A 17,746-nucleotide genomic window follows, 5' to 3' on the forward strand; every position below is an offset into this window, starting at 1 on the left:
AGTTACGCTAGTGTATTAGCCCTTATTTCAAGAAAATATCAAAAAAAAAATAATAAATGCAAGTTAACTTATTGAAGGGTAGGAATTAATACATGAAACAATCACACAAGCTATCGTTGCTTGCTGCCGCACTGTTCGGCAGCAGTTTCTCCGCCATGGCGGTAGAGAGAACGCACGACATCAGCATTGATGACTTCTTTGATATCGGTAATATGGGCGCAGTAACCCTTAGCCCGAATGGTAGGCAAGCGGTGTGGTTAGAGTCCCGCTGGGACAAGGAGCTTGATAAAAGCCAGCGCGACTTATGGTTAGTTGATACTCAGTCTCGCCAACCAAAGCGTCTGACCTTTACTAACGAGAGCGAGTCTAGCCCACAGTGGAGCCCAGACGGTGAATACGTTTACTACCTAGGAAAAATAAAGCAAGAAGGTGCAAAGGCACCATTCAACGGTAAAACTCAAGTCTTCCGTTTATCCATCTCAAGTGGCGATAGCCAACCTATGACTAAAGAAGCCGAAGGCGTCACAGGCTTTGAGCTCAGTCATGACGGTAAAAGCCTGTATTTTCTAACCACTAAAACCACAACCGATAAAGATCAGTGGGCAGCAATGCGCGCCGATCACAGCGCTCCAAAGTATGGCCACGGCGAACAAAAAACCAATCCACTATATCAGCTCGACCTTGAGCATTTTAAGCAGACATTACTCCTAGATGACGATAAGGTTGTTTGGGAGTTTAAGGTTAGCCAAGATGGCAGCAAGATAGCCCGTATCACCACCACAGATAACGAACTGGTATTCTTAGAAGGTTGGTCTGATGTTGAAATTTTCGATACGACCACCCAGCAGAACAGCGTGCTGGCAGACACCCAATGGCGTGACAATGCCCCTTCGCCATATGGCTGGCTGCTCGGCCTTGCTTGGCAAGACAACAATACCGAATTAGCGTTTAGAATCGATTTCGACGGTCATCCAGGCCAGCTATTTATTGCCGATGCCAAAGCCACAGATAAACCATCGCTTGAGATCTCTCGCCCAGACGATGTGACACTGAACTCAAGCGATCTTACTTGGCGGCCAAACAGTGATGAGATCTGCTATCGCGGCGCCGATCATGGCCGCGTCAAACTGTTCTGTACTGAAATCGATGATGGCGAACAAGGCGATACTCGCAGCGTAATTCCCGGTGACATGGTGATCGGTAGTTATAGCTTTAGTCAAAATGGTAAGTCCGTCGCTTTTAGCCATAACGGCTTAGATCATTTCTCTGACATGTTTATTGCAGATGCCAACAGTAGCCGTGCCAAGGCTAAACGTATAACCAATATCAATCCACAAGTTGATAGTTGGAAACTGCCGCAAGTTTCTATTGTAAAATGGACTGCGCCCGATGGTGCTGTTGTTGAAGGCATACTCGATCTACCGGCTGGATACAAAAAAGAAGATGGCCCCTTGCCATTAATCGTGCAAATTCATGGGGGGCCAACATCAGCGACGCCTTATGCCCTGCAGCATAGATCTTACGGACGTTCGACCTTCACCGCTAATGGATGGGCTCTACTTTCACCTAATTACCGTGGCTCCACTGGCTATGGCGATAAGTTCTTAACCGATCTTGTCGGTCGCGAACACGATATTGAAGTGAACGATATTATGGCTGGCGTTGATCAACTTATTAGCGATGGTGTCGTTGATGGTGACAAGATGGCCGTGATGGGCTGGAGTAACGGCGGTTATCTCACCAATGCGATTATCAGTACCAATAACCGCTTTAAAGCCGCAAGCTCTGGCGCAGGCGTATTCGATCAGCGCCTGCAGTGGATGCTTGAAGACACGCCTGGCCATGTGATTAACTTTATGGAAGGCCTGCCATGGGAAAAGCCTGCAGCCTATGATCATGGCTCGTCATTGACCCATGCTAATAACATCAAAACCCCAACGTTAATTCACATCGGTGAAGGCGATCAGCGTGTACCACTGGGTCATGCACAAGGTTTGTATCGCGCTCTTCAACACTACCTCAATGTACCTGTAGAGTTAGTCGTTTACCCCGATGAAGGCCATGGCCTGAGTAAGTATCAACACCGTAAGGCTAAGATGGAGTGGGATCAGAAATGGTTTAATCATTATGTATTAGGCCTACCTGTCGAGTAAGCAACTCTGTTTATCATCGTTTAGCTAACTCTATTAAAGCGCCCTGTTGGCGCTTTTATTTTTTAGATAACAATCGCTTTGTAAAAGTGTATTCACTTTCCGTTCAGTAAGGCTATGCTAAGGTTTAAGCTGTTTATGACATAGCGAAAATGGAATGAGGAGAATCCAATGATAGGTTTTATTAAAAGAGTCACCGCTAGCTTATGTCTACTTGCTAGCGTATTGATAGCGCCGCAGGCGCTCGCAGAAGACAGCTATGCGCAAGCTAAGAGCACTTTTCAGCAAGCCAATGAAACACAAAAATTCTTTGACAGCGCTTATGGTTACGCACTATTTCCTACGGTAGGAAAAGGCGGTATAGGTATTGGTGCCGCCTATGGTAAAGGACAAGTTTATCGTGCTGGCAGCTATGCCGGTAATACCAGCCTAACTCAAATTTCTTTTGGTTTTCAGCTCGGTGGTCAGGCCTACAGCGAGATCATCTTTTTTAAAAATGAGGCCGCCTATAAAGACTTTACCAGTGGCAGTTTTGAATTTGGCGCTCAAGCTTCGGCCGTTGCCATCAACATAGGTGCCAATGCTCAGGCTGGTACCACAGGTAACTCAGCGGGCGCCGGTAAAAGTGCTGCTACTGCCGCCTATATTAATGGTATGGCGGTATTTACCGTAGCCAAAGGCGGCTTAATGTTTGAAGCTGCTCTAGCAGGGCAATCTTTTACTTTTGAAGAAAAGTAGAGAAAAAGAAGCTTCTAGGAAATGCAGATACGGATAGGACCTAGATCCTAGGTCCTAGATCCTAGGTCCTTCAAAGTTAGAACCGAGGTAAATCACATTCTTCACACCCCTTTACAGGATAAGAATTCGTTATTTATGCCCCCATGGCACTGGTGGCAATGCCACTGGCTTGCTCAGATCAAAATCGACTCTAAAATCACGATTTTCACGAGTTAAACGGTAAGTAAATTCTTGCGGCTTGACGTACATGTGCCACACGTTAGTCACCGACACATCTAAAGCATTTTCTCTAAAGTTGTTAATCGAGTAAGCATCGACGGGAAATGACTGCTCAGTAGCGATGCCCATATTGGCTGTCATACCACCATACATAGTCACCTTGTCTTCAGATCCATCTTTATGACGGTGATCATGAGCTAAATGCAGGCCATAAGGCGTTTTAGTTATCACCCAAGTACGAGAGTGGTCATCACCCACATGAAATGGCACCTTAAGTACTGTATCGCTGCATTCACGCACATGCATAACAAGCTTCTTGCCACTAAATGCCGAGTCTGCGCTATTGCCCGCAGTAACAGTTCCTTCAAACGCTTTGCCACAATGAGCAGCGAGATTATCGAAAAAAGCAGCCTGTTCTGAGGTCACTGCCATTGCAGGCAATGCAAAGCCACTCGCCGCTAACAGGGCCATTTGTGAGTATTTTATTGTTTTCATTATTATCTCCGATGATTTGTGACTAACACTATCACAAAGAGATAAATTTTAGCTGAAAGCTTAAAGTCTTTATAAATCAAGCTGTGCCTTGGTTTTAGCGCAATTAACGAATATAAGACAGCGCTCAACCTCTAAACATGGCGTATACTCGCGCGACATTTTTCAGTATCACTAAAAGCTCAACCCCTCATGAGTAAGTACACAGTTCCAACCTTCTCGCTCGCAATGTTACATCCCAAATATTGGGGTGTATTACTCATCGTTAGCCTTAGCTTTCTTTGCAGTCTGTTGCCTTATGCGATTCAAATACGCTTAGGTAAGCTTGTTGGCCGTATTGTCATCGGCTTTATGAAGAAGCGCCAGCACACCATTAAGCGCAATCTTGAACTGTGCTTTCCAGATATGGGTGACGCTGAGCGCGATAACTTAATCAAACTGAATATTGAAAACACCGGCTTAGCCCTATTAGAAACCGGTATGGCTTGGTTTTGGTCGAATGAACGTATTGCTAAACACACCACTGTAGTTGGCATGGAGCATATCGACAAACTAAAGGCTGAAGGTCGTGGTGCACTGCTAATTGCCGTGCACTCACTCAACCTTGAGCTTAGTGGCCGCGCATTTGGCCAATATGCAAAGGGCATGGCGGTATACCGCCCTAACAACAATCCATGTTTTGATTACTTCCAGCTAAAAGGACGTTCGCAAGGTGGGCATACGTTGATTCATCGCAAGAACGTCAAGTTTATGCTGGAAGCGCTCAATGATGGTGCCTTCATGTGGTATGCACCGGATCATGACTATGGTCGCCGTCGCTCGACTTTTGCGCCGTTATTCGCAGTTGAAAATGCTTGTACTACCACTGGCACCAGTTTGTTAGCGGATAACACCAACTGCGCCATAGTGCCTGTTGTTTTTGTACGTAACAACGACAGTGGCCACTACACTCTCACTATAAAAGAACCAATGATAGATAAGTTTCCTAAGGGAGATGAACACGCGGGCGCGTGCTTTATTAATAAGATTGTTGAAGAGTCAATTATGGCTAAGCCAAGCCAATATATGTGGCTACATAGGCGCTTTAAGAACCGCCCTGATGGCGAAAGCTCTTTGTATTAACCGGTGAAGCCTCTCTGTATCAATGCTTCACTAATCAAACCAGGCTGACGACTTTTCGGCGGCTTGGTTTTTGACATCATCATCGATATACATAGATACCATAGCCAGCGCAGCAGCTAATGCCCCGAGATCATCGGAAAATCCCAGTATAGGGGTTAAGTCTGGAATTGCATCAATCGGCGAGATAAAGTAAGCCAAGGCACCAAAAATCACCGTCTTCGCCCACTTAGGCGTATCTGGTCGCTTCGCGGCATAATATAAACACAGCGCATTATCTATCACTTCACGTCCGGCTTTTTTGGCAAACATTTTCACCTTCAGCCAAAAGCTCTCATCGCTATAATCGTTTGTGTCATTCATTTCTTGAGTCATGATCCAGCCAAAAAAATAAGGGAATATCCTTGATATTCCCTTATTTTAGTTTAATTAGCTACAGCAAGCTTATCGCTGATGCTTTGGACAGTTGAGTGTCCCAAGCGTTGTTTTACTCTGGGTGCGTTACCTTTGGTGTTTCGGCGTGGTTCCCCAAGCATTCTTTTTAGGCGGTCGCTTGGCAGCTGCTTTATTTGAATTTGGATTTCCCTGACCACCTGTTTTAGCGCCTTGCTTAGCCGTGCTAGCGTTCGCCGCTTTGCTCTGGCCTGACTTATTCTGACTCGGCTTACTCTGAGCAGATTTACCCTGCCCAGACTTGCGGTCATCAAACTGATCAGCAGAGAAACGGGTAAAGGCTTTTTTACCTTTACCGTCATCTTTAGTATTGAGCTTCTTATTGTTGCGGTTCGCTTCACGCTCCTGGCGCGTCTCTACTGGCACTAAGCAAGATGGGCCATTACCAATTAACTTTTCTTTACCCATATCGATAAGCGCTTCACGAATAAGCGGCCAGCCTGCTGGGTCATGATAACGCAACAAAGCTTTATGTAACTTACGCTGGCGGCCTTTTTTCGGTACCGAAACCTGTTCGCTGTTGTGCTTCACATTTTTAAGTGAGTTCAGCTCGGTATGGTAAATCGTCGTTGCGTTTGCCATGGGTGATGGATAGAAGTTCTGCACTTGATCCAGCTTGAACTTTTCGCCTTTCAGCCATAGCGCCAAATTCACCATATCTTCATTGGTGGTGCCTGGATGCGCCGAGATAAAGTAAGGGATCAAATACTGCTTTTTCCCCGCCTCTTTTGAGTACTTATCGAAAAGTTCTTTAAACTTATCGTAAGTGCCCATTCCCGGCTTCATCATCTTATTGAGCGGTCCCTCTTCGGTATGCTCTGGAGCAATCTTCAGGTAGCCACCCACGTGATGGGTGGCCAGCTCTTTAACATAGCGCGGATCTTCAGTGGCTAAGTCATAGCGCACCCCAGAGGCAATCAATACCTTTTTAATCCCTGGTACATCTCGAGCGGCGCGATACAAGTCGATAGTCGCTTGATGATCGGTATCTAAATGACCACAAATTGACGGGAATACGCAAGATAAACGACGACAAGTGCTTTCAGCTTTAACACTAGAACAGCCTAAGCGATACATGTTGGCCGTTGGGCCACCCAGATCGGAGATCACCCCGGTAAATCCAGGCACTTTATCTTGAATGTCTTTAATTTCTTTAACGATCGAATCCTGAGAACGACTTTGAATAATTCGTCCTTCATGCTCGGTGATCGAACAGAAAGAACAGCCACCAAAGCAGCCACGCATAATATTGATTGAGGTCTTAATCATGTCGTAGGCAGGAATTTTTTCTTTGCCATAAGATGGATGCGGCACGCGCTGATAAGCTAAATCAAATACGCCATCCATCTCATCAGTATTCAGCGGCCATGCCGGTGGGTTAACCCAAATGGCACGCTCGGCATGCTTTTGAAATAACGCGCGCGCACAACCGGGATTTTGCTCCTGATGCAAAATACGCGAGGCATGGGCATACAAAAACTTATCTTCAGATACTTTTTCATAGCTAGGCAGTAAGACATAAGTCTTCTCCCAAGGCTTAGGTCTGGCAGGTTGGATACTGATCGCCTTTGGCGCATCATTATCGAATATTTTCTCATCCGTTGGGCCCGACAGGTTTTTACAACCGACATCATCGGCACCATACGGGTTAGGAATTGGATCGATTTTATGTAGTTGATCTATTTTTCGTGAATCCATGCCCTTCCACTCAGGCAAAGGCTCTTTACGAATAACTGTCGTGCCGCGAATATCATGCAGCTCAGAGATAGGCTCGCCAGTGGCTAAACGGTGTGACAACTCCACCAAAGGTCGCTCAGCATTTCCGTAAACCAAGATATCTGCTTTGGCGTCTAAAATAACGCTACGACGCACTTTATCGGACCAATAATCGTAGTGAGCGATACGGCGCAAGCTCGCTTCGATACCGCCAATCACCACAGGCACATTCTTAAAGGCTTCCTTACAGCGCTGGGTGTAAACCGTTACGGCACGATCGGGGCGTTTACCGCCAATATTTCCTGCGGTATAGGCATCATCATGACGCATACGCCGCTCGGCCGTATAGCGGTTGATCATCGAGTCCATGTTACCGGCGGTCACACCAAAATAGAGGTTAGGCTTACCTAACTTCATAAAGTCTTCTTTGTTTGACCAATCAGGTTGGGCAATAATCCCGACTCTAAAGCCTTGCGCTTCGAGCATGCGGCCAATTACTGCCATACCAAAGCTTGGATGATCCACGTACGCATCGCCGGTGACGATAATGATGTCGCAACTATCCCAGCCTAGCTTAGCCATCTCTTTGCGAGACATAGGCAAGAAGGGCGCTGGGCGAGTAAGCTCAGGGCGATACTTTGGAAAGGTAAATAACGTGGATTCTACTTGCATGGATTAGGCAGCCTAACTGAAATACAAAAATTACGCAGATTTCGCGCCCCACGTTACTCTCACGTTGGGGACGCGGAGTATAACAGGCTCCGCCTGCAAGGTGTGACTAAAAAAGCATCAAGTTGATGCTTTTTTTAGTATAGCCCCTTATCCCATAATTTGGCTGTGGGTATTATTCAGCCTGACTTTACAGTGTACTGAAGTCGATACAATAAGGCTTATTAGCTTTTGGCTGACATTGGCTAAGCGCTATAAACTGGAGATAAAAGTCAGTAAATTTGCCAGCACTAGAGCTAACATCACAGCCCAAGTTAACAAGACGCCCCAAAAACGACCGAAATGATAACCGCCTCGCCCCTGAGTTAACCCAATTGCATGCAGCAAACGAGCAACAATCCATACAGTGCCAAATACGTAAAGTAATAGCGCACCGGTGCCATTCATCTCTGCAACCACGAACAGCAACAAAGTAATAGGCGCGTTTTCCAATAAATTAGCGTGCACTCTTTGCGCCAATTCAAGTGACTCATTACCCGCACTACCGAGACCAATTTTATGTCTGCGCCTCAGTTTTATTACCCTAAAAGAGAGCGCAATCGTTAACAGTGCAGTAAGGCTGATAAACAAAGCGGATATAGCAAGTGGCATACGTTGACCTATTCAGTAGCAAGTAAAACCACAGCATTACAATTATCGAACATTATGTAAAATAAATGGCAACCTTTTTAGCTCAAATAGGTTAAGATGCGCTCGTCAAAACAGGGCAAATAAACATCTGTATAGAACAAACGATAAAAACAATGTAAGCATTTGTTTAATAAAATAAATAATCCTGAAGTCACCTACAGCGAAGCAAGATTGTGGATAATCGAGAATTTTTAGAAAAGCGCCGTTTCATCATACGGCTCGGTAAAGCACTGCATAAATTTGGTACGCCAGCCTATCGCCTAGAGACTCACCTACAAGGTGTTTCTAACGTGCTTGGCATTGAAGGTTACTTCTTGATCTCGCCAACCGCGATGACCTTTGTGTTACAACACGACGAAGACCAAGAGTATAACCACGTCGCCAGAGTGAAGCCCGGTGAGCTAGATCTGGGCTCATTAGCCAGAACCGACGAACTGGTTGAAGAACTCATGTCAGGTCAGCGCACACTCAGTGAAGCGCTTGAACGCCTAGAAGAGATCTCCAATAAACCTAACCCATACGGTACCAAACTAACCCTACTCGCCTTTGGTGTATCGGCAGGTGCCTTTGCCATGCTAATGGGCACGAGTTGGAACGATGCTTTTTGGTCTAGCATGTTAGGCCTGATGGTTTACGGTTTAGTTTATCGCGCCGAACGTTCTAAACGTATGGCAGAAATGCTTGAGCCCCTTGCCGCGATCCTCTGTGCTATTGCAGCCTTCGCTATCGCACGCGTCGACCCTTCGGTTAATATCCCTGTGGTGATCTTGTCCGGCATTATTATCTTTATTCCCGGCCTTGCCCTCACTTTGGGGCTAGCTGAACTCGCAGCGCGTGACCTTATCTCAGGTACGGCAAGGGTGATGGATGCCTTCATGCTGCTATTTAAGCTCTATTTCGGGGTGATCCTCGGCATGGCCATTGGCAAGGCGTTATTTGGCGAGACAAGCTATATTCCTCCTGAAGCACTACCTCAATGGGCGACATTTATCTCAGTGCCAATCTTATCTACGGCACTGGTTATTATCTTTAAAGCCAGAATAAAAGACTCCCCCTGGGGCATATTAGCTGGCATTGTCGCTTTTTTCTCGGCGATATTGGGCGGGATTTACTTTGGCGAATCGATTGGTATTTTCTTTGGCGCATTAGCCGTCGGCGTATACTCTAACTTGTTTTCTCGTTGGATGAAGGCACCCGCTTCTATCGCATTATTGCAAGGCATAGTGATCTTAGTACCTGGTAGTAAAACCTATATCGGCCTTAATACCTTAATTCTCGGTGAGACCATCTTTAACCAATCTCATTTGGGGATACAGATTTTTTTAATTTTTATGTCCATTATTGCAGGCTTAATTTTTGCCAACGTTGCCGTTCCGCCAAGGCGTACCTTGTAAGCGCTAGCAGCAATAATCACCAAAGAAAGAGCGCTTAAAGGCGCTCTTTTTTATTGCGCTAAATCATTTTCTGATTAAGTAAAACTGCCTGTTATGACTTGACTAATCTACACTTACGCTGTGTTATAGTTTTGTTACACTTTAGCCACTATTAATTCTCGCCAAGGAGTAGAGTGACATAATGAAGCGGGTTTTCAGCATCACCTTAGTGTTCTTTTTTAGCATCCAGATGGATGTTGCTTCGGCTGAAAATAAAACTGCAGTTCCTGATAAGCACCACGCTGAAGATTACGAGCAAAAAAAACCGACCAAGAATATTGTGATCAAGAGTAACGATATTTTTGATCTCTCCGACCCCGATACTTTTTTCATTCATCGCTGGGCTAACTACCTACATATTAACACCCGAGACTCAGTGATCCGCGACAAACTTAGCTTTTCAGAAGGAAATGAAGTCAGCCAAAAGGACCTAGACGAAGCACAACGTATATTGCGCTCACAGGCCTATATTCGTGACGCTAAAATTAGCTACTCAGCACCCGCTCCCGATGCAGACCTTTCTGATGAAGGCGAAAATATCTTAGTCGAAACCTGGGATAACTGGTCACTACTGCCCACTTTTAGCGCAGGAAGAAGCGGCGGGGAAAATAAGTTTTCCATCGGTATCAAAGAAGATAATCTACTCGGTTACGGTATTCGAACTCGTATCAAATATCAGTCAAATGCAGACAGAACGGGCTATAAGTTTGGCGTCGAGGCACCATTTTATTATATCCAACACGCCACTATTGCTGCTGACTTTTACGATAATAGCGATGGGCAGGCTAAACATGTTTATTTTAATAAACCTTTTTACACCTTAGACGGCAGCCATATGTACTCTGCCGAATACTTGGATGACCTGCGCGTTGATACTCTCAAGCAAAACGGTATGGATATTAATGAATTTCAGCACTCCGTTTTCTACAATAATGCCCGCTTTGGCTGGCTGATAAACCACAATAGCGAGGAAGTTTCTAGGTTTATTACCGGGATAACTCAAGACCAGCACGAGTTTAACCATATCGATAGCTACCCAAACTCAGAGCTGCCAAAAGATAGAGACTTTCTTTATCCATGGCTTGCTTATCAGTATCTACAAGATGATTTCAAAGTCCTCAAGAATGTGCATTTAATTAATTACAACGAGGACTTTAACTTTGGTTGGCAGCATTACTTTAAGCTAGGTATCGAAACCCGAGACCTAAACGACAGCTCACCGATTGGTTACCACATAAACTGGCAATCGAGTCGCGGCTACCATGGTGAGGATCAACTGATTTTATTGGAGATGGATGGTGAGGGCGTATTTGCCACCAGCCAAAAAGATTTCTATAAACTCAATGTCGCCGCCGAGTATTTTTATCATATTAGTCCCAAGTGGACTGCCTATTCAAAGCTCAGATTAAGCACCTCACAAAATAACTACTTGGATGAACCTTTTGCTCTTGGCGATGACACTGGGGTTCGTGGCTACCCCAATGATTACCAATATGGTGACAATCAATGGGCCTTTACCGCAGAGATAAGAAACTATCCTAATATCAATTTATATCAATTAGCGGAACTCGGTTGGGCCGTATTTACCGATGTAGGTCATGCATTTGGTGGTGACGATGAAAATAACGCAGTATCTTCCCCCATCGGCAGCGTTGGTATTGGTGCAAGGATTTACTCATCAAAATCAAGCTACGGTAATGTCGCTCATATTGATATAAGTATGCCATTCACCTCCGGGGTTGAAGTGAATAGTTGGGAATGGCGCTTTCAGGTGAAAAATCGCTTTTAAGCGCCCTATCGAGCCAACAATTAGGCGTTACTTAGTGTCATAAAATGCTTCAATTTTTTCTTTAATGTCATTCTTCGGCTCATTATTTTCAAACTTATCGTTCCGCTTTATTTGCGCTTTCATCATTGCTCACCAAGTGTCGAGACAGAATCAAACCCTACTTCAACTTTGCCCATTGTCGAACTCACTTGTAGGCCTTGAGCAAAATCAATCAAACCAACATGTAAAATCAACAATTCGACTTAATTTATAGTCGTCTCAGTTAAACAGCAATATTCGCGGTTAATGGCTGTGCCCCTGAGAAAAGTTAATCATCATCACACCAACGGCCACCAGCGCCATACCAACCCAAGCTGTCATATCTAAGTGTTGACGATAAAATAGCGCCGACAATAAAGTCACAGTAACAATGGCCAACCCCGCCCAAAGCGCGTGTACTACACCAACAGGCATGCCCTTCATCGCTTGGCCTAAAAAGATAAATGCCGTTAGGTGGCCTAGAAGCACTAAAGCGGCAGGTAACGGCTTACTAAAACCATCAGTGGCTTTTAACGCCACATGAGACAAGGCTTCTGCCACCACACCCAGAAAAAGAAACATCCAGCTCATTTTATTACCTTAATTGTGCTCCGCAATTGTTTGCAAAGGCGTTTAAAATCAATATCCGTATTATATTTTTCTGATAAATAATGATAATCCCCCTTCAATACAAATCACTTTTACTCTTGGGTAATAATCTTTTTAAAGGTAATAGAAAAGCCGCCCTATTGGCGGCTTATAGCGTCGGTATTTCGGGTGAAAATTGCGTTTTACTGCGCTAAATACTCGGCATGAAAACGTAAGTGGTTTTCAATGAAGCTAGAGATGAAGTAATAGCTATGATCATAACCTTCTTGCATATTTAGCGTTAGCGGGTAGCCGCTCATTTTAGCTGCCGCCTCTAGTACTTCTGGCTTTAACTGCTCGATAAGAAAGTCATCAGCCTCACCTTGATCAACTAAAGCTGGCACAAATTCAGTCGCTTTACGCATCAATAGGCTGGCATCGTAATCAACCCAAGTTGTGGTATCACGGCCTAGATAGGCTGTTAGTGCCTTTTTGCCCCAAGGGCAATTTACTGGATTTGCAATCGGGCTAAATGCCGACACAGATTGATAAGCCTGTGGGTTACGCATGGCAATCACCAACGCACCGTGGCCGCCCATAGAGTGACCCGCAATAGAGCGCTTATCACTCACCGGGAACATAGATTCAATAAGCGCAGGCAATTCATTAACCACATAATCGTACATGCGGTAATGGCGATTCCAAGGTGCTTGGGTAGCATTGACATAAAAGCCCGCGCCTTTACCTAAGTCGTAACCCGCATCATCGGCAACATCATCGCCTCGTGGGCTGGTATCTGGCGCAACAATCGCCATACCCAGCTCAGCAGCCATTCGCTGTGCGCCAGCTTTTTGCATAAAGTTTTCATCGGTACAGGTTAGCCCTGACAACCAATAAAGCACGGGAACTTTTTTACCATTTGACGCTTGAGGCGGCAGATAAACCGCAAATCGCATGGCGCAATTTAGGGTTGTAGACTGGTGGCTATATTGCTTATGCCAGCCGCCAAAGCTCTTGTTGACACTGATATTTTCAACGGTCATTTAATGCCGACTCCTATAAATTTTTACATCGAGAGCAATCAAGCCTCTTAAAAACAACAAGCGCCCGAAAGCGCTTGTTATTTTATATGACCTAATTACTTGTCGAAGTGGATTACTGTACGAATACTCTTACCTTCGTGCATAAGATCAAATGCTTCGTTAACTTGCTCAAGCGCCATTGTATGAGTAATAAAGTCACTTAACTTGAACTCACCTGCAAGGTAACGCTCAACGTACTCTGGTAATTCAGAGCGGCCTTTAACGCCACCAAATGCACTACCTTTCCAAACACGACCCGTCACTAACTGGAATGGACGCGTTGAGATCTCTTGGCCTGCACCTGCAACACCAATAATCACTGACTCACCCCAACCTTTATGGCAACACTCAAGTGCGCTGCGCATGACGTTAACGTTACCAATACACTCAAATGAGTAATCAACGCCGCCATCAGTCAGCTCAACAATCACATCTTGGATTGGCTTGTCATAGTCTTTAGGGTTAATGCAGTCAGTTGCACCCAATTGACGGGCTAGGTCGAACTTACTTTCGTTGATATCGATAGCAATGATGCGTGACGCTTTAGCCATTGCCGCGCCGATAACCGCTGACAGACCAATGCCACCCATACCGAAGATAGCAACGGTTGCGCCTTCCTCAACTTTAGCGGTGTTCATTACCGCGCCCATACCGGTTGTGACACCACAGCCTAGAAGACAAACTTCTTCAAGTGGCGCTTCAGGGTTGACTTTCGCTAACGAAATTTCAGGTAATACGGTGTACTCAGAGAACGTTGAAGTGCCCATGTAGTGATAGATTATCTGGCCATCTTTAGAGAAACGGCTAGTACCATCTGGCATCAAACCTTTACCTTGAGTTTCACGGATCTTCTGACAAAGGTTAGTCTTACCAGACTTACAGAATTTACATTCGCCACATTCAGGAGTGTAAAGTGGGATAACGTGGTCGCCTACTTTAACGCTAGTGACACCTTCACCGATAGACTCAACAATACCGCCACCTTCATGACCAAGAATACAAGGGAAGATGCCTTCTGGATCGTCGCCCGATAATGTAAATGCGTCGGTGTGACATACGCCAGTGGCGATCATCTTAACGCGCACTTCACCTTTTTGTGGTGGCATTACATCTACGATTTCCATAGATAGTGGCTGGCCAACGGCCCAAGCTACTGCGGCTTTTGATTTGATTGTTTGTGCTGTCATCTTGTATTCCTACTCTTAATAAACTTTTATATACGGCGTGTCACCGCTGTGGGTATGGCAAAGATTATAACGACCTGTTCAATATTGATAATCCCACCAATAGGTAATTAACCTTTACCATATGGTAATAATCTTTAGGAACGTGGCTTCATTATTTACTGAAATGCTTTCTAGGGCTTGAGCTAGTTCAAAGCCATGTTATAAATTAATCTCTACTGGTTTTTGCCACAGCAAATTTAACGTAGCTGGCTATCTTTACTGCCTCGGCGATTAAACAGCTGTTGCTTTGCCTGAGCACCATCGAGTTCATTTTGACAATGAACACAGAGTCATACACCTGCCACCGCCATACGTCGAGCCTCAGGGATCTGCTCGCCACACTCTTCACAATGTTGCAGGCTAATCCCGCCAACCAGTTTACTTCTAGCGGTTGACACGGCATCGTCGACACTGCTGTCGATTTGATCTTGCACCGCACCATCTCTTGACCATCCACCAGCCATGTTAGTACCTCTCTATGACAATTCGCGGTTGCTGAGCATAAGTCGATTTAGCAGCCTATTAATCTATAGTCGAAGGCTGGGATTGCGTCTAACAATCCACTGTATTTCGCCCTTGAGTGACCAGCGCGAACTGAGAGCGAAGTCGCTCCAGATATAGACAGTTCCAGATATAAGCAGTCCATGTCACCCGGCTGCAGGTTAGCTAACCTGATTAGCGACAATGACTCACCTTTTGATGAGGCTCATTATATTTATTTCAAATAGAATGATAATTAGCTCTTAATACAAATCTCTTTTACCATACAGTAATAAAGGCTGAGTCAGCTTGTCGCATAAGGAGTCATCATGTTCAATTGGGAAGGTGTGAGTGAGTTTGTCGCCGTTGCTGAAGCAGAAAGCTTTACCAAGGCATCACAAAGATTGGGGATATCAACCGCACAAGTCAGCCGCCAAATTAGTGCACTTGAAACCAGACTGGCCTCTAAGCTGTTTCACCGCACCACCCGCAAGGTATCGGTAACCGAAGTTGGTCGCATCTATTATCAACATTGTCGCCAAGTATTAGATGGCTTAGAAGAAGCCGAGCGTGCAATTACTAATTTGCAGACAAGCCCACGCGGGTTACTCAAAATCACCGCGCCGGTCACCTATGGCGAAATGACCATGGCGCCATTAATTAATGACTTTGCATCGCTCTACCCAGAGCTGGAAGTCAAACTCAATCTAACCAACCAAAAGTTAGACTTAGTTGATGAAGGTTACGATCTGGCGATTCGACTTGGACACTTAGAAGACTCAAGCATGATGGCCAAGAAGCTAAGCAGTCGTACCCAATATGTGTGCGCGTCGCCTAGCTATATCTCAACCTATGGTATTCCGCACTCGCTATCAGAGCTAGATCAGCACAACTGCCTAATCGGCACCATGGATTATTGGCGCTTTCAAGAAAATGGCAAAACCAGAAATGTACGCGTTAGAGGCAGTTTAAGTTGTAATAGTGGCCACGCTTTAGTTGATGCCGCCATTAAAGGCATCGGCATAGTACAATTGCCCGATTATTACGTATTGCCGTTTATTGAGTCAGGCGAGCTAACGCCTTTGCTTGAGCAAAACCGCCAACCAGAAGAGGGGATTTGGGCGCTTTATCCGCAAAATCGCCATCTCTCACCAAAGGTACGTATGCTACTTGATCACTTAAGCCACGGCCTTAAACAAGCCTAGCACTCCCACTATTTTGACCTACACCCCAGAGCGTGGGTCAAAATACATATGACAAAATTCAAGTAAAATGCTTAAAAATCAATAAACAATAATTCCTCACCCAACAATTGTTACCTGTGTGCAAAAGTAATTTACCTTTTGAGCTAATTGTTCCAAAAAGAACGGTAACTATAATGAGCGCCATCTAAAGCCCTGCACTCGGTCATACCTTTCGTATCCCCTTTTAGTCCTAAGGCTCTTATCAAATTACATCGGCATCTGTTGATGCTTAGAGGAATTACTATGTCTCGTATTGTTATTGTTGGTGGCGGCGCAGCAGGCCTTGAAATCGCAAGTATGCTAGGTCGCAGTGTGAATAGCCAAGATGAAGTGATTTTGGTTGAAGGCGAAACCCACCATTATTGGAAGCCGCGGTTTCATGAAATAGCCGCTGGTACCTTTGACACCGATCTTGATAGTCTTTGTTACTTTAGCCATGGTGCTAAAAATGGTTACATGCACTATCAAGCCTGGATGACTGACGTTAATCGAGCAGCAAAGAAACTCACCGTACGTAAGCCTAATGGTGAAACAGATACACTCGATTACGACTACCTAATCATCGCCATTGGCGCGATCAGTAATGATTTTGCGACCCAAGGTGCAAAAGAGCACTGCTTGTTCTTAGACACACCAGAACAAGCCCGTGATAGCTGGCACAAAATCAGCAGTTTGCTGCGTTCAGGTAAAGATTGCAGCATCAACATTGTCGGTGCTGGCGCGACGGGTCTAGAGCTCGCAGCAGAGCTTGCCAAAGTAAGTGCAGAACTGAGCGAAAATCCTTATGCAGCATGGCTTAATATCAACTTGATTGAAGCCGCCGATAGAGTATTACCAAACGGCCCAGTTAAAATGTCTGAGCAAGCGCTACTGAGACTTGAGAAATATCAGATTAATGTGATGCTTAATACTCGCATCGCTAGCGTTGAAGCCGATCGTATGCTCACCAGCGACGGCCTAGTGCTCAATGCCGATGTGCAGTTTTGGGCAGCAGGTATTAAAGCCCCTGACTGGCTAAAAGAGATAGGCGGCCTGCAGAGCAACTCGCTTAACCAACTGGTTGTTGAGCAAACGCTTGTTACAACCTTTGATTCATCAATCTTTGCACTCGGTGACTGCGCCGCAATTCCACAAGCAGATGGTAGCCAAGTACCACCTAAAGCTCAGGCAGCTAACCGCGCTGCAGTGCATTTAGCTAAAAACTTAGTCGCCCTATTAGATGGGAAGCCACTCAATCCTTTTGTCTACAACGACGGCGGAATGGTGGTCGCTATCGGGCATAACTTTGCAATTAGCACCATGATGAATGACAGGTTAATCTTAAAAGGCCGCTTAGTGCGCCGCCTCTACGATACGATTTTCCGTTTACATCAAAAAACGGTTAGTGGTTACTTAACCATTTCGCGTTTGATTATTTTCAAACGACTAAAGTGTTTGTTTAAACCCGCTTAAGCAGAACTATTGCAATTACCTGCGTAAATTACAGCTAACAAAAGCCCGCTTATCTTTCGATAAGCGGTTTTTTTGAATATTAGCCATTAATTTCTAATCTCATACCGCTGACCAACTTTAATCGTGGTGCCAATCATAGTAGAGCCAATAACGCGAGAGCACGAAAGCCAATAGAGTAACCCTGTAAG

The 17,746-nt window shown here is 45.2% G+C and carries 14 protein-coding genes and 1 pseudogene; 7 read left to right on the forward strand and 8 right to left on the reverse strand.

All coding sequences use genetic code 11. The features are described 5' to 3' along the window. Positions 1–92: 92 nt before the first annotated feature. Positions 93–2,153, forward strand: a complete 2,061-nt coding sequence (locus ACVBJC_RS15480; RefSeq protein WP_447161813.1) for a prolyl oligopeptidase family serine peptidase — start codon at positions 93–95, stop codon at positions 2,151–2,153. 168 nt (positions 2,154–2,321) lie between these two features. Then, positions 2,322–2,888 carry a YSC84-related protein gene (locus tag ACVBJC_RS15485; RefSeq protein ID WP_447161814.1) on the forward strand — a complete coding sequence of 189 codons (567 nt, stop codon included), beginning with the start codon at positions 2,322–2,324 and terminating at the stop codon, positions 2,886–2,888. A gap of 129 nt (positions 2,889–3,017) precedes the next feature. Here ACVBJC_RS15485 and ACVBJC_RS15490 read toward each other — a convergent pair whose 3' ends face one another. Beyond that, entirely contained in the window at positions 3,018–3,602 is a 585-nt protein-coding gene (locus ACVBJC_RS15490) for a hypothetical protein (protein WP_447161815.1), read from the reverse strand. Positions 3,603–3,791: 189 nt separating this feature from the next. Here ACVBJC_RS15490 and lpxL point away from each other — a divergent pair, with 189 nt between their 5' ends. After that, positions 3,792–4,721, forward strand: a complete 930-nt coding sequence (gene lpxL / locus ACVBJC_RS15495; RefSeq protein WP_447161816.1) for an LpxL/LpxP family Kdo(2)-lipid IV(A) lauroyl/palmitoleoyl acyltransferase — start codon at positions 3,792–3,794, stop codon at positions 4,719–4,721. 30 nt (positions 4,722–4,751) lie between these two features. Here the strand turns inward: lpxL and ACVBJC_RS15500 are convergent, their stop codons facing one another. The 3 genes from ACVBJC_RS15500 to ACVBJC_RS15510 form a co-directional block, all read right to left on the reverse strand. Then, on the reverse strand, positions 4,752–5,093 hold the full coding sequence (locus ACVBJC_RS15500) for a YkvA family protein (protein WP_447161817.1): 342 nt from the start codon (positions 5,091–5,093) through the stop codon (positions 4,752–4,754). Between the two features lie 126 nt (positions 5,094–5,219). After that, positions 5,220–7,559 (reverse strand): YgiQ family radical SAM protein, encoded by a 2,340-nt coding sequence (locus tag ACVBJC_RS15505; RefSeq protein WP_447161818.1) that lies wholly within the window; start codon positions 7,557–7,559, stop codon positions 5,220–5,222. A 249-nt stretch (positions 7,560–7,808) separates the two neighbouring features. Further along, complete coding sequence (locus tag ACVBJC_RS15510; RefSeq protein WP_447161819.1) at positions 7,809–8,207, reverse strand: MAPEG family protein; 399 nt, start codon at positions 8,205–8,207, stop codon at positions 7,809–7,811. A gap of 212 nt (positions 8,208–8,419) precedes the next feature. On the opposite strand from ACVBJC_RS15510, the gene ACVBJC_RS15515 reads away from it, so the two are divergent. Next, complete coding sequence (locus ACVBJC_RS15515) at positions 8,420–9,640, forward strand: threonine/serine ThrE exporter family protein (protein ID WP_447161820.1); 1,221 nt, start codon at positions 8,420–8,422, stop codon at positions 9,638–9,640. Between the two features lie 229 nt (positions 9,641–9,869). Continuing rightward, positions 9,870–11,468 (forward strand): ShlB/FhaC/HecB family hemolysin secretion/activation protein, encoded by a 1,599-nt coding sequence (locus tag ACVBJC_RS15520; protein ID WP_447161857.1) that lies wholly within the window; start codon positions 9,870–9,872, stop codon positions 11,466–11,468. Between the two features lie 282 nt (positions 11,469–11,750). Here ACVBJC_RS15520 and ACVBJC_RS15525 read toward each other — a convergent pair whose 3' ends face one another. The 4 genes and pseudogenes from ACVBJC_RS15525 to ACVBJC_RS15540 all read right to left on the reverse strand — a co-directional run bounded on the left by ACVBJC_RS15525 (position 11,751) and on the right by ACVBJC_RS15540 (position 14,846). Next, the gene (locus tag ACVBJC_RS15525; protein WP_447161821.1) at positions 11,751–12,077 is read right to left on the reverse strand and encodes a DMT family transporter; all 327 of its coding nucleotides are present in this window, start codon (positions 12,075–12,077) and stop codon (positions 11,751–11,753) included. 200 nt (positions 12,078–12,277) lie between these two features. Then, positions 12,278–13,117 (reverse strand): S-formylglutathione hydrolase, encoded by an 840-nt coding sequence (gene fghA, locus ACVBJC_RS15530; RefSeq protein ID WP_447161822.1) that lies wholly within the window; start codon positions 13,115–13,117, stop codon positions 12,278–12,280. Between the two features lie 95 nt (positions 13,118–13,212). Continuing rightward, positions 13,213–14,343, reverse strand: coding sequence for an S-(hydroxymethyl)glutathione dehydrogenase/class III alcohol dehydrogenase (locus ACVBJC_RS15535; RefSeq protein ID WP_447161823.1), 1,131 nt, complete (start codon positions 14,341–14,343; stop codon positions 13,213–13,215). Between the two features lie 236 nt (positions 14,344–14,579). Next, positions 14,580–14,846 (reverse strand): annotated as a pseudogene (locus ACVBJC_RS15540) (DksA/TraR family C4-type zinc finger protein). A gap of 345 nt (positions 14,847–15,191) precedes the next feature. Between ACVBJC_RS15540 and ACVBJC_RS15545 the strand changes: the two are divergent. After that, complete coding sequence (locus ACVBJC_RS15545; protein WP_447161824.1) at positions 15,192–16,067, forward strand: LysR substrate-binding domain-containing protein; 876 nt, start codon at positions 15,192–15,194, stop codon at positions 16,065–16,067. A 282-nt stretch (positions 16,068–16,349) separates the two neighbouring features. Beyond that, a complete protein-coding gene (locus ACVBJC_RS15550) occupies positions 16,350–17,558 on the forward strand; it encodes an NAD(P)/FAD-dependent oxidoreductase (protein WP_447161825.1) in 1,209 nt (402 codons plus the stop codon). Positions 17,559–17,746 lie beyond the last annotated feature (188 nt).

The organism is Shewanella sp. 0m-6 (assembly GCF_052977325.1).